The following is a 14061-nucleotide window of genomic DNA, read 5'->3' as shown; positions in this document are numbered from 1 at the left end:
TTAACGTTAAGAAAATTACGCTAGAACTAGGCAAAAATCTTTGTATCTAGTTGTTCTCGGCAATTGCTCCCTGCATTGCTCTACCTCCTGCATCCATGCAGTCGTAAATAAAAAATTTTTAACGACGTTATAGTGCAATTTAATTCGTTAAATTGATCAAAGATTTATGCAGGTTGGTATAAGTTTTGAACAAGCCAATATAAATCTGAATGAATACCCGCTGCGGTTACTTCCCTACCTGCCCCAGGTCCTTGAATCACTAATGCGTTGTCGTTGTACCACTTACTATTAATTACAAAAATATTATCGCCCGGTGTTAAATTCACTAACGCATTACCATTTGGCACATACGCGATTCCCACTTTAGCAATTACTTTATCGTTTGTAATTTCTAATAACCCGGTGTACCTAAGTACTGAATTTTTAGCTTTTGCTGCGGCTGTATGCTCTTCAATGAATGCATCTAGCTGTGCTTTTTTATTTAAAAAGTCATCCCAGCTTCCCAGCGCAAGCTCATCTGGCATTAATGCCGATAAGCTAATATCGTCAAGTTCAAGCTCTACACCTAGCTCTCGAGCTAAAATAAGTAGCTTACGCTGCATATCACGCCCAGATAAATCTTCGCGAGGGTCTGGCTCTGTGAATCCCATTTCCTGTGCTTCTAGTACCAACTCAGAAAATGCGGTAGAACCATCATATTTACTACATAACCACGAAAGCGTGCCTGAGAAAACACCTTCTATACGTGTTATTTTATCGCCACTATTTTGCAAATCTGCCAAGGCAAAGTTAATAGGTAAACCAGCGCCGACACTTGTATTATATCGCCAATATAAGTTGCGCTCTGCCAAATTATTTCTAAGCGTTTGATACCAGAGCGTAGGCGCTGTACCCGCATATTTATTTGCACTAATTAAATGACAATCGCTTTGGACAAAACCAGTATAAAGCTGACTAAATTGCTCGCTAGCGGTAATATCAATGACAACTTTATGCTCGTAATCAAGCTCGCTAATTGCATTTAATAAATCACTACTTTGGTATTTTTTTGCCTCAAGCTTCCATTGTTTTTTCCATGTTTGAGGATTAACTCCACTTGGATTAAACAACATCTCTTGAGAGCGTACTAATGCAACTAATTTAATGCTAAAGTCATCTGATAAACGCTCAAATTGTGCCGATAACTGCTTAATAAAAGCATCACCTACGTTACCAAGCCCCGCAACTATAATTGCTATTTCTTGGCCTTTATTAATTAGCTTATCGTGTAAAGCACTTTGTATATCGCTATCTATAAATTGATCGGTAAGTAATAAAGCATAGCCAGTATCTTGATGGACAAAACGAGGTTTTATGCTGTGGAGTTTTAATAAACCTAATGCTTGTAAGCTTAATGTATTAACATCTTGCTCAGGCGCTACAATTGCACAGCCGTTTAAATTTGACTCACTAATATTTGCCCTACCCGCAAAATAATTAATAACCAGATAAGTTTGTGCTGCTGGTACTACCAAATACACTTCACCATTGTGATTAAAGTGATGCAGGCTATGCTGAATAAGCTGACTAACACTTGCAACCTCTCCCTCACTTAATCCTTCAACCATTAATAGGTCCACATTTTGTAAGGTGGTTATAAAACGTTTTTTCTTCGCTGCTCCCTCTTTTACGATATCGGTTGGGCTTGCTTGCACATCAAAACTACTGCGAACAGCTAGCTTAATATCGGTATTTTTAAGAGGCGATAGCGTTTTAGCATGTAAAACAGGATTACCTAAACGAGCCAGTAAATTAGCTTGTCCACGGCAAATTTTGCCGTATTTAATCGCTTTTTGCACTTTACGTGGATCAGTACTAAACACTCCTTGCGTATCAGTCCAAATACATACTTGCTTAGCATTACAATAATTTGCAAGCAGTGTTGCACTGTAATCACTACCATTACGTCCAAGCGTTACTGTCTCGCCTTTAATATCTGCGGCAATAAACCCAGTAACAACATTTATTTTATTAGGTAAAATTAACTGCCCACATTGCTGCACATTTTTTGCATGCATTAATTCGCCATCACTTAAGGTAAAAAGAGTACGTGCATCTTGAGCGCATGCCTCAATATTTAGTTGCTGTAAATAAGTAGCGAGTAAACGTGCTGACCACAGTTCGCCATGTGCAAGTAATGCAGCCTCTTTTAGTTGCTCAGCTTGAGCACGTTCTGCAATATAGCTAAGTTCGATACTTAGTGTTTTAAGTGCAATTCGTTTTAAATCGGCTTCTAATAGCTGATCTATTAAATCACTTTGATGGTTATTTAACTGCAATAGAATATCGGCTACTGCTTGAGTATCTTCTTTTTGATAACTTTGCCAAAGTAATACTAGCGTATCGGTTGTCTTACCCGCAGCCGATACCACCACACAATCACCCGGTTGAGTATGCGTAATTATTATTTTTGCTACGCTTTGATAGCGATCGCTTGAGCTTAAACTCGAGCCACCAAATTTATGTATACAATTAACCATATTTATACCAATTCGCTTAATTAAGTGGTCTATTTTGAGGTAAGAAAACCGTGTCGATAACAAAGCAAATATTTCGTTATTTAGTTGTTATCACTAATTGCTCCTGCATTGCTCTGCATCCATGCAGTCGTATATCAGAAATTTTTAACGACGTTAGCGTCTGGTTTAATCCCTCAAATTGATTAGGTATTATTGTGGGTTGGTATTACTTACCAAAGCGCCGGACGTACTGCACTTAATTTAACGCTACCACCAGAAGTACCAGCCCCTTTGCCTACACGGCCAACATTTTTATTTTGCCCTGGTTTTACAAGTTTAAACACGCGCTCAAAATCAGCGACTAAATCGTGTATATCTTCAATACCTACCGAAATACGAATAAGCGTATCGCCAACACCCGCTTCTAAACGTGCTGTTGCATCCATGCCTGCGTGCGTCATGGTTGCAGGATGACAAATTAAGCTCTCTACGCCACCTAATGACTCAGCTAAACTAAACGTTTTAAGGCTAGTTAAAAATGCTGCAGCGTCGTTTATATCGCCTTTAATATCAAAACTAACCATGCCACCAAAGCCAAGTTGTTGTGCTTTAGCAAGCTCGTGTTGAGGATGTGACTCAAGACCTGGGTAATAAACTTGGCTTACAAATTCAGAGCTTTCTAAGTACTCAGCTATTGCCAGTGCATTTTCTTGATGCTGCCTTAGGCGCACATTTAAAGTACGTAAACCACGCAGCGTTAAATAACTATCAAAAGGTGCGCCCGTAATACCAATGTTATTAGCCCACCAAGCAAGCTCATCGCCTAGCTCTTGTGTTGCTGTAATAACAGCGCCACCCACAACATCTGAGTGTCCGTTAATGTATTTAGTAGTTGAATGCACCACAATATCGACACCAAACTTAATAGGGTTTTGTAAGGCAGGAGACAAAAACGTGTTATCTGCGGCAACCAATGCACCGCATTGTTTTGCAACATCGGTAACCGCTTTAATATCTGTTAAACGAAGTACTGGGTTACTTGGGGTTTCTATCCAAATAAGCTTAGGTTTAATTGCTAAAATTTGTTGCAGGCTTTCTGCTTTTGTTAAATCGAGTATTTCGAGCTTTAGTAAGCCGCGTTTTTGTAATGATGTAAATAAACGATAACTACCACCATAACAATCATGTGGAATTACTAGCGTATCGTCACTGTTAAGTAGCTGAGTAGCTAAATGTACGGCAGCCATGCCTGTAGCCGTAATTATGCCGCGAGCACCACCTTCAAGCTTAGCAAGCGTTTCAGCTAAAATATCCCGATTAGGATTGCCGCTACGACCATAGTCATACTCGCGTTTAGTATCAAAGTCGGCAAACGAATACGTAGTCGATAAATAGATTGGCGGTACTACCGCTCCATGATGCTTATCAGCATCAACGCCGTTACGCACAGCAATGGTTGCTTTATTTTCTTCGCTCATATTCGTCACCTGATTAATTTGGATGTTTAGACGTCTAAAAGAGTAAATTATCCATTTTGATAAGTCAAAGTATTTTAAAGCTCTAGATGGCTAAAAACAAAGATAGCCATAACTAACGCCACAATTAAGTTTGTTAAAGTGCGCCTATATTTACATCCACAATAGGCTTATTAAGGTAGATCTGTATCTATTATTTGACTATCTTTTTTAAATCGATAGAATTTCACGCATATTTACACGCTTTTTATGCCGTGTGAGAAATTAATAATCTGAGGCAACGATACATCTTATGGCTAAATGGAATGGTGAGTATATTCACCCATACGCAGAACACGGGAAAAAATCAGAGCAAGTTAAAAAGATCACCGTTTCGATCCCGCTAAATGTATTAAAGGTATTAACTGACGAACGTACACGCCGTCAAATCAACAACCTTCGCCATGCTACAAATAGTGAACTATTATGTGAAGCATTTTTGCATGCTTTTACTGGCCAACCTCTACCAAATGATGACGACCTACGTAAAGATAACGCAGAAAAAGTACCTGAAGAAGTTAAAAAAATAATGCAAGAAATGGGTCTAGAAGTACCCGTTTTAAACGAAGAATAATGCCAATTCCATTAAGTATGTGATCTAAATTTTACGCCGAAAAAATAATTCAGTTCTAGGCGTAAATTGATGTAAATGGTTATTCCCTTTGCGAAATTTACAACAAAGAAATGGGTTGTTTTAGCAAGTAAAATAGATCAGCTATTTATTGGAATTGGTATAAATATTACAAAGACATAAAAAAACCTCAGTTAATACTGAGGTTTTTTTATGTCTAAATTTTATTGCATAGATCTACTGTATAGATTTACTGCATATAATTTTCTGGTAAATCAATTTGTGCTACACCCGACTCAAGAGCAGCAAGTGCAACAGCTCTTGCTATACGCGGTAGTAAACGTGGATCCATTGGTTTTGGAATAATATACTGCGCACCAAATTCTAGTTTATCAACACCAGCGGCTTTTAAAACTTCTGCAGGTACTGGCTCTTTGGCAATACTACGAATAGCCTCTACTGCAGCAATTTTCATTTCATCGTTAATAGCGCTTGCACGTACATCAAGTGCACCACGGAAAATAAACGGGAAGCATAAAACATTATTAACTTGGTTAGGGTAATCAGAGCGCCCTGTTGCCATAATTAAATCGTTGCGTGCGCCGTGCGCAAGTGCAGGATCAATCTCAGGATCTGGATTTGAACACGCAAACACAACCGGTTTTGCTGCCATTAGCTTTAAATCTTCAGCCGCTAATAAGTTAGGGCCAGAAACGCCTACAAATACATCCGCATCTGCAATTACATCTTGCAGCGTACGTTTATCGGTATTGTTAGCAAACAGTTGTTTGTATTCGTTTAAGTCATCGCGACGAGTATGAATAACACCTTTGCGGTCCAGCATGTAAATGTGCTCACGCAGTGCACCACACTTAATTAACAGCTCCATACACGCAACTGCTGCAGCGCCAGCCCCTAAACATACAATAATTGCATCTTCAATTGATTTACCTTGTACTTCTAGCGCGTTGAGCATACCAGCAGCCGTTACAATTGCAGTACCGTGTTGATCATCATGAAAAACCGGAATACTACAACGTTCAATCAATGCCTTTTCAATTTCGAAACACTCTGGGGCTTTAATATCTTCAAGGTTGATACCGCCGAAGGTGTCGGCAATGTTGGCAACCGTATTAATGAAGTCTTCTGTTGTTTTGTGCTTAACTTCAATATCAATAGAATCAAGCCCTGCAAAACGTTTAAACAATAACGCTTTACCTTCCATTACTGGTTTAGACGCTAAAGGACCTAAATTGCCAAGTCCTAAAATTGCAGTACCGTTAGTGATAACCGCAACCATATTACCTTTACCGGTATATTTATATGCATTAGCAGGATCTGCAGCAATTTCACGTACAGGTTCGGCAACACCTGGGCTATACGCAAGTGCGAGATCATGAACCGTTTCAGCGGGCTTTGTTAGCTCAATGCTAATTTTACCAGGTACGGGATGTGAGTGATAATGTAGTGCTTGTTCACGAAAGTCAGACATAACGCGATGGTATCCTGCAATTTAAGTTAAAGTGAGAGGTGGAGTCTTGGGGTACGATACCCTTATTATTTTTAAATTCCAAGCAATATCAGGTCTATCCTGTTATATGCTATATCCTTTGATTTTAAGAGGTTTTTCAGTAACTTTGCAGAATTATATCAACATTTCATAAATAAAAATTCACCTAAAAAGTAAGTTTTGAGGTGCTTTTATACTTATTAAAATATTAATAAAATGTATATATAAAGTATCAGCATAAACTTAAAATAACAGCCTACTACTCTACTTTAAAAACAGATAAGCCCACGTTAGCTACTTTTATCAACCTAGTTAAAAATTGTACTATTTAAAATATAGAGAATATCTATCGATTTGTCTGTAAAGGATTATGCATACTCAGAATAAGAATAGGAAATAGTTATGCAAAGGGGATATAGCTAAAGTCAGCGAAATAAAATAATAAATAACAAATTTTAGGCACAAAAAAAGCACCCTAAGGTGCTTTTTTTAACTAAACAGCAATAATTATTTCTTGCTGGCAAGTGCACCGAAGCGTTTGTTGAAACGATCAACACGTCCGCCAGTGTCTAAAACTTTTTGCTTACCAGTGTAAAACGGGTGACACGCAGAACATACGTCTAAGTGAATGTCTTTACAAAGAGTTGAGCTAGTTTCGAATTTATTTCCACATGAACATGTTGCAGAAATTACTTCGTACTTAGGGTGAATACCTTCTTTCATAGGAACCTCTAGTTAAGGCCGCATCGCTCTCCAAACCCGGAGTCTGGCACCATACGTCGTTAAAACAAATTTGTTGGTGGCGGATTTTATCCAACAACCTTCCCCTGCACAAGTATTTATTTAGGTTTTCGCTAAAAAAGTGAACAATCTCTTTCTCAAGTACTATTGCTAGTAGGTTTTTAGCGTTATTTTTAGTACATTACAGCATTAATTTTACGGGTTGAGTTGTTATGAGTTTTGCTGAAGTTGCTATTAAAGTTCCGCTTCCACGCACCTTTGATTATAAAATAGAAGAACAGCTCAGTGGCTTATCAACTCCTTTACTACCCGGCATGCGGGTTTTGGTACCTTTTGGTAATCAAAAAAAAGTAGCCGTAATTCTCAGTATCAAAAATAGTACTGATGTCCCAGAAAATAAAATAAAAAGTATTATAGAAGTCATCGACGATACCCCTATTTTAAGTTCCCAACATTTAGACTTACTTAGCTTTACTGCTCGCTACTACTGCTACCCTTTAGGCGAAACTATTCATATAGCGCTACCGGCTGTACTTCGCCAAGGTGAATCACCAGATAAAACCAGCATTAATATGGTTGCTCTGACAGAAAAAGGTGCAAAAGTACCGTCATTAAAAGCTAAAACACAGCTCAACCTATTAAAGCAGTTATCGCAATCAGGTAAGTCATCATTAACTGAATTAAAAGCATTGGGCTTTAGTAAAAAAACAATAGATAGCTTAATAGATAAAGAACTCATAACACAAACTATTGAGCACGATAACCAATGGCAAAGCGTTGCGCCAACGGTTGGTAGTAAACCAGTGCTTAATAAAGAACAAGCGGTTGCTTGCACAGCTATCAATCAAAGTACTGGCTTTAGCAGCTTTTTATTAGAAGGCGTAACGGGCAGCGGTAAAACCGAAGTGTATTTACAGTGCCTAGAAGAAGTACTCAAACGTGGCGAGCAAGCTCTCGTACTCGTGCCCGAAATCGGCCTAACACCACAAACAGTGAATCGTTTTCGCCGCCGCTTTCCTGATACACCTATTATGCTTTGGCACTCAGCACTTACCGACAACGAACGTTTACAAACATGGCGCTTTTGCGAAAAAGGCAGTTGCGCGATAGTTATTGGCACGCGTTCGAGTATTTTTCTACCATTTTTAAAACTCGGAATGATTGTTGTTGATGAAGAACACGACTCGTCATTTAAACAACAAGATACCCTTCGTTACCATGCTCGTGATTTAGCCGCTTACAGAGCTTTTCAGCATAAAATCCCGCTTATATTAGGCAGCGCCACACCCGCGCTTGAAACACTCCACAAAGCAATTAATAACAAATACCAGCTATTAAGTTTAACCGAGCGTGCGCAAACAGCGACCGACAACCAATTTAAGTTACTCGATATGAAAGGTCAGCCCGACCAAGCGGGTATTGCACATGCAAGCCTTGCTACTATGCGTCAGCACTTAAATCGCGGTAAACAGGTTATGGTATTTTTAAATCGTCGAGGTTTCTCACCCACTCTTATTTGCCATGAATGTGGCTGGCTAAGTGAATGTAAACGCTGTAGTACCAGCGCTACATTTCATAAAGCGATTGGGCAAATGATCTGTCACCACTGTGGCGATCAATACCCTGTTCCTCATCAATGTCCTGATTGCGGAAGTACACAAATATTTCCTAACGGTAAAGGCACAGAGCAAATTGAAGAATTTTTATCGACCGAATTCCCTGATACACCTGTTACTCGTATAGACCGCGATTCAACTCGCCGCAAAGGTAGCCTTGAAAAAGCACTTGATGAAATAAACCTAGGGGGTGCACGCATTTTGGTAGGTACACAAATGCTTGCCAAAGGCCATCACTTTGCAGATGTAAGCCTTGTTATAATTTTAGATGTAGATAGCGGCTTATACTCGTGCGACTTTAGAGCGACAGAACACTTAGCGCAATTAGTAACTCAAGTTGCGGGTCGTGCTGGACGTTCAGGAGAGCCTGGCCAAGTGTTATTACAAACACACTTTCCAGAGCACCCTCTTTTACAAGACTTAGTTAATAATGGTTACCAAGACTTTGCCCGCTTTGCTCTTAGTGAGCGCGATGATGCTGACTTACCGCCCATTACAAATATGGCCATTGTGCGTGCACAAGGACATAGTATTAAACTAGTCGTCGATTTTTTGACGGATTTGGTTCCTGTGAATGGGGTATCTGGTATACAATTGCTCGGTCCGATCCCTGCACCACTCGAAAGAGTCGCAGGTATGTATCGTTTTCAATTGCATATTCAAGCGCAAGATCGTCGCATATTACATCAGTACCTTGCGCAAATGGTTGATTATTTAAGTACCAGTAAACTTGCACAAAAAGTACGCTGGAGCTTAGACGTAGACCCTATAGACATGATTTAGGTTAAGGCCAAAATAACACCATGGCACAGCACGATTATATTAATAAAAAGCCTGCAGGCAGAAACAGTAAAAAAAACGCACCCGCTAAAAAACCATTTCCTATTCTTTTAGCCGTTATAGCCATCTTACTCGTAGGTGGTTTTGCCTACACACTATGGTTTATAAAAAGTAATGCCGATCCAAAACTTGTCGAAAAACAAGCTAACCCAACAGCACCCGCAAAAGTAGAAGTTGTTATTCCACGTACACCGGAATTTATTAAAGAAATCAGAAACCACGAAATTCAAGTTGAAGTAAAAGAACTTGAGCAAAAAGGTCCTTATGTTATGCAGTGCGGTTCGTTCAGAACTCATGCACAAGCTGAATCGTTAAAAGCTAAAATCGCATTTGCAGGGCTAATTTCTGAAATAAAACAGGCTGAAGGCAGCAATGGTACTTGGTATAAAGTACGTTTAGGCCCTTATAAAACCAAACGCCAAGCCGAAAGCGATAAAAACAAACTTAAACGTGTAAAAATAGTCGGCTGCGGAATTTGGGGCTGGACTTGAAAATAAACCATTCACCCATATAACCTCATCATAATCGTTTTTTACGAGTTGCCTCTGCAGCTCGGTGATGAGGAATAACATGACTACTATCGTAAGTGTTCGCCGCGGCGACAAAGTTGTAATTGGCGGCGATGGCCAAGTTTCACTTGGTAACACCGTGATGAAGGGCAACGCCCGTAAAGTTCGACGTCTTTATAATGGCAAAGTAATCGCTGGTTTTGCCGGTGGTACTGCTGATGCCTTCACTCTTTTCGAACGTTTTGAAAGCAAATTAGAAATGCACCAAGGTAACCTAACTAAAGCCGCAGTAGAAATGGCTAAAGATTGGCGTAGCGATCGTGCACTTCGAAAACTCGAAGCATTACTCGCTGTTGCAGACGAAACCGCCTCTTTAATTATTACCGGTAATGGCGATGTAGTTCAGCCAGAAAACGATTTAATTGCAATTGGTAGTGGTGGTAACTTTGCGCAATCAGCTGCAACCGCCCTTTTAGAAAATACAGATTTAAGCGCTCGTGAAATAGTAGAGAAAAGCTTAACTATTGCAGGCAACATCTGCGTATTTACTAATAACTTCCAAACAATCGAAGAATTATAATAGGAACTATTATGTCTGATATGACCCCAAGAGAAATTGTTCACGAGCTAGATCAGCACATTATAGGTCAGGCTAAAGCTAAAAAAGCGGTCGCTATTGCACTTCGTAATCGCTGGCGCCGTATGCAATTAAATGAAGATTTACGCAGTGAAGTAACACCAAAAAATATACTAATGATTGGCCCAACAGGTGTAGGTAAAACAGAAATTGCCCGCCGTTTAGCAAAACTTGCTAACGCACCATTCATTAAAGTAGAAGCGACTAAGTTCACTGAAGTTGGTTATGTTGGTAAAGAAGTAGATACGATCATACGTGATCTCGTTGATGTTTCGATTAAAATGACACGTGAGCAACAAACTAAAAAGTTTAAACATCGCGCTGAAGAAGCAGCAGAAGAGCGTATTTTAGATGCCCTTTTACCGCCTGCTAAAGATCAATATGGCGAAAGCCAACGCGACGATACTTCGTCTACTCGCCAAGCGTTCCGTAAAAAATTACGTGAAGGCCAATTAGATGATAAAGAAATCGAAATAGACTTAGCACAAGCTCAGTCAAACGTAGAAATTATGGCCCCTCCTGGTATGGAAGATATGACCAACCAGTTACAAAGCATGTTTCAAAACATGGGCGGCGATAAACGTACTAAACGTAAGTTAAAAATTAAAGAAGCCTTCAGACTATTAACGGAAGAAGAAGCCGCTAAATTAGTAAACCCTGAAGAGCTCAAAGAACAGGCTATTTTTGCAGTAGAACAAAACGGTATTGTGTTTATTGATGAAATAGACAAAATTTGTAAACGCGGTGACAGCTCAGGCCCAGATGTAAGCCGCGAAGGCGTTCAACGCGATTTACTACCGCTAATTGAAGGCTCAACTGTAAACACTAAACACGGTATGGTTAAAACGGACCACATGTTATTTATTGCCTCAGGTGCGTTCCAAATGTCTAAGCCATCAGACATGATCCCTGAGCTACAAGGTCGTTTACCGATTCGAGTAGAACTTGAAGCACTGACTGCAGATGACTTTAAACGCATTCTTACAGAGCCGCATGCATCGCTTACTGAGCAACAACGAGAGCTCCTTAAAACTGAGCAAGTAACGATTGAGTTTAGTGATGATGCCATTGAGCGTATTGCTAAAGCCGCGTGGCAAGTTAACGAGAAGACCGAAAACATTGGTGCCCGCCGCTTGCACACAGTGATGGAAAGATTGATGGAAGAAATTTCATACGACGCCTCTGAAAAAGCAGGCTCATCACTTGTCATTGACGCCGCTTATGTTGAAAAACACCTAGGTGCGCTTGTTGAAGATGAAGACTTAAGTCGCTTCATTCTTTAATTGATACCCTTTATACTAAAAGCCTCCGTACGGGGGCTTTTTTATGGAACATATTAAATGAAACACGTTACAAAAGTGCATTATCACAGCGTGAGTAAAAACTTAGACGTTTTTTTTGACGACGACAGCCAAGCCACTTTTAGTTGTGAATTTTTACGCGTTCACTCCCCTTCTGCCGAAGTGCAAGGTCATGGCTCTGGCCCTATGAAACTGGTTTTAAATAAGCAATCAGTCGGCATTAAAAGCATAGTACCCGTTGGGCACTATGCACTGCGTTTAGATTTTGATGATGCGCATAACAGCGGGTTATTTAGTTGGCAGTATTTTACAAAACTCCAAGAGCAGCAAAATAGATTGTGGGATGAGTATTTAGCGCGGGTGGCTGAGCACGAACAAAGTAAAAACAGCGTACCAATAAAGTTTATGCCTTAAACTTTATTGGTCACTTTTAGCAGTACTATACTTTAAACTTATCGATAGCAGTGAATAAAACGCGCGCCTGCTGCGATACTTCTTCGCTTGTTTGTGCATTGTTAGCAGCATGACCTGTTGCATCTTGCGCAATATCGCGAATTCGCACTACATTTTTATTAACCTCTGATGCCACTTGGCTTTGCTCATCAATAGCAACCGCTATTTGAGAGCTCATTTCCATTATAGTTTGTACATCTTCTGTAATTGCACCTAATAGCTCACCAGCTTTAATAGCTTGCGAGGCGCTTTCATCACCTTGAGAACGACACTTGTGCATTATGCTCACCACTTCTTGAGTACGCTGCTGCAAAGTACTTATAATACCTTCAATCTCGCTGGTAGACTCTTGAGTACGTTGTGCAAGGGAACGTACTTCATCTGCCACTACGGCAAAACCACGACCATACTCACCAGCACGTGCAGCTTCTATTGCCGCATTGAGCGCAAGTAAATTTGTTTGATCTGCAATACCACGGATCACATCAAGCACTGAACCAATTGTTTCACCGTCTTTCTCTAGTTGCGACACTACATTTGATGCATTCCCTAACGAATCAGACAAAGCCCTAATATGCTTAACGGTAGAGTCTACTTCGCTACGCCCTTGTTGAGCACTTAAGTTTGTTGATTCAGCTTTTTTAGCAGCCGCTTCAGTATTATGTGAAATATCCTGGATAGTTGCTTGCATTTCAGTCGCTGCAGTTGCAACCATATCAGCCTCGTGTAATTGCTCTTGCATACCAGAGCTTGTTGCTACGGTACTTTCTGATAAGTGTTCGGTTGCTACATTAAGTGTATTTAAAGCACTGTTAACTTCGTTAATTAAGTTTTTAAAATCGCCTATTAAGCTATTAAAGTCGACCGTCATCGTAGTGATTTCGTCTTTACCCGTTTGCTCTATCATTACGCTTAAGTCATTATTACGACGAATATCGTTAATGGTATGATATACCCGCTCTATAGGCACAATAATCGAACGGCTCGTGAAATAAACCAACATTAAAACAATAATGCCAGCAATCACAAAAATAAGAATGGCTAAAAATTGTGCTTCCTCTACACTTTTTTCAACTTGTAGCTTTGTTTCTTTAACTATTTGAGTAACTATTGCATCGCTTTGATCTACGTTTTGCCTCATTACACCTAACGCTCCAGAGTTGAGGTCTAAACCTAATTTTGTTTGCGCTTGTACCAATGTTTTAAATTCATTTTGGTAAGTATTAATCAAAGGAAGTATTTGTGCTTTATAACTACTTAATAATTCAGCGGAAGTAATCTGCTGCTTAAACGTGTCTATACCTTCATTGAAGCGCTCTAAATACTTACGATCAAATCTTAGCATGAAGTCTTTTTCTGATCGTCTAAGCTGCAACATAGATGATAAAAGTTTATAGCTTTCTTGCTCTTTTAATAACTCTTCTACTTCATGCACTGAACTTCTAAGCTTACCGTATAGGCCATCTTTAGGATGTAATCCAATCTTTTTTTGCAGCTTAACAACAGAATTGAAGTCATTGTTATAACTATTAATTAGTTGTTCAAAATGTTGAACCTGTTCAGCAGAAATACCTTGTTGAACCATTAATTTTTTTAGCTTAGTAACTTTACTACTTAGTTGTACAAAATCTGTTTCAAATTCGGTTAATGCGTCTTTTTGTTTATAAAACAAAAAGTTTTTTTCGTGCTTACGCAGCGCTAGTGCATGGACATTAAGCTCTTCTGCTAATTGAATGCTCTTATTTAAACTAAGAGTTGTACGTGATTCAAAAATGATCACACATAAAAGAACCACCATCGCTAAACCAACAACTACGGCGTTTAATTGTAAACGTCGTTTAATAGTCAAGTTTTGTAAAAAATCCATCGTA

11 protein-coding genes are annotated in these 14061 nt (G+C 39.5%); 6 read left to right on the top strand and 5 right to left on the bottom strand.

The genetic code is table 11. From position 1 onward, the window contains the following. Positions 1–164: 164 nt before the first annotated feature. Entirely contained in the window at positions 165–2519 is a 2355-nt protein-coding gene (metL, locus tag PX700_RS10355; protein WP_415637802.1) for a bifunctional aspartate kinase/homoserine dehydrogenase II, read from the bottom strand. A 209-nt stretch (positions 2520–2728) separates the two neighbouring features. Beyond that, positions 2729–3976, bottom strand: a complete 1248-nt coding sequence (gene metB / locus PX700_RS10350; RefSeq protein ID WP_415637801.1) for a cystathionine gamma-synthase — start codon at positions 3974–3976, stop codon at positions 2729–2731. Positions 3977–4265: 289 nt separating this feature from the next. Between metB and metJ the strand changes: the two genes are divergently transcribed. Next, the gene (metJ, locus tag PX700_RS10345) at positions 4266–4586 is read left to right on the top strand and encodes a met regulon transcriptional regulator MetJ (protein WP_007586263.1); all 321 of its coding nucleotides are present in this window, start codon (positions 4266–4268) and stop codon (positions 4584–4586) included. Positions 4587–4833: 247 nt separating this feature from the next. On the opposite strand, the gene PX700_RS10340 is transcribed toward metJ, so the two are convergent. Together PX700_RS10340 and rpmE are read right to left on the bottom strand one after the other, a co-directional pair. Then, positions 4834–6075 (bottom strand): malic enzyme-like NAD(P)-binding protein, encoded by a 1242-nt coding sequence (locus PX700_RS10340; protein ID WP_415637800.1) that lies wholly within the window; start codon positions 6073–6075, stop codon positions 4834–4836. A 525-nt stretch (positions 6076–6600) separates the two neighbouring features. Continuing rightward, complete coding sequence (gene rpmE / locus PX700_RS10335; protein ID WP_007582029.1) at positions 6601–6816, bottom strand: 50S ribosomal protein L31; 216 nt, start codon at positions 6814–6816, stop codon at positions 6601–6603. 230 nt (positions 6817–7046) lie between these two features. On the opposite strand from rpmE, the gene priA reads away from it, so the two are divergent. The 5 genes from priA to PX700_RS10310 all read left to right on the top strand — a co-directional run bounded on the left by priA (position 7047) and on the right by PX700_RS10310 (position 12151). Then, complete coding sequence (priA, locus tag PX700_RS10330; RefSeq protein WP_415637799.1) at positions 7047–9233, top strand: primosomal protein N'; 2187 nt, start codon at positions 7047–7049, stop codon at positions 9231–9233. A gap of 20 nt (positions 9234–9253) precedes the next feature. Further along, positions 9254–9781 carry an SPOR domain-containing protein gene (locus PX700_RS10325; RefSeq protein WP_007582031.1) on the top strand — a complete coding sequence of 176 codons (528 nt, stop codon included), beginning with the start codon at positions 9254–9256 and terminating at the stop codon, positions 9779–9781. A 79-nt stretch (positions 9782–9860) separates the two neighbouring features. Then, positions 9861–10379 carry an ATP-dependent protease subunit HslV gene (hslV, locus tag PX700_RS10320; RefSeq protein ID WP_002958366.1) on the top strand — a complete coding sequence of 173 codons (519 nt, stop codon included), beginning with the start codon at positions 9861–9863 and terminating at the stop codon, positions 10377–10379. An 11-nt stretch (positions 10380–10390) separates the two neighbouring features. After that, positions 10391–11719 (top strand): HslU--HslV peptidase ATPase subunit, encoded by a 1329-nt coding sequence (hslU, locus tag PX700_RS10315; RefSeq protein ID WP_415637798.1) that lies wholly within the window; start codon positions 10391–10393, stop codon positions 11717–11719. Positions 11720–11776: 57 nt separating this feature from the next. Continuing rightward, positions 11777–12151 (top strand): gamma-butyrobetaine hydroxylase family protein, encoded by a 375-nt coding sequence (locus PX700_RS10310; protein ID WP_415637797.1) that lies wholly within the window; start codon positions 11777–11779, stop codon positions 12149–12151. A 25-nt stretch (positions 12152–12176) separates the two neighbouring features. Here the strand turns inward: PX700_RS10310 and PX700_RS10305 are convergent, their stop codons facing one another. Then, positions 12177–14057 (bottom strand): methyl-accepting chemotaxis protein, encoded by a 1881-nt coding sequence (locus tag PX700_RS10305; RefSeq protein ID WP_479520677.1) that lies wholly within the window; start codon positions 14055–14057, stop codon positions 12177–12179. Between the last annotated feature and the right edge of the window lie 4 nt (positions 14058–14061).

It is taken from the genome of Pseudoalteromonas sp. TP27 (genome assembly GCF_056470645.1).
This window is presented reverse-complemented; position numbering and strand designations above follow the sequence as displayed.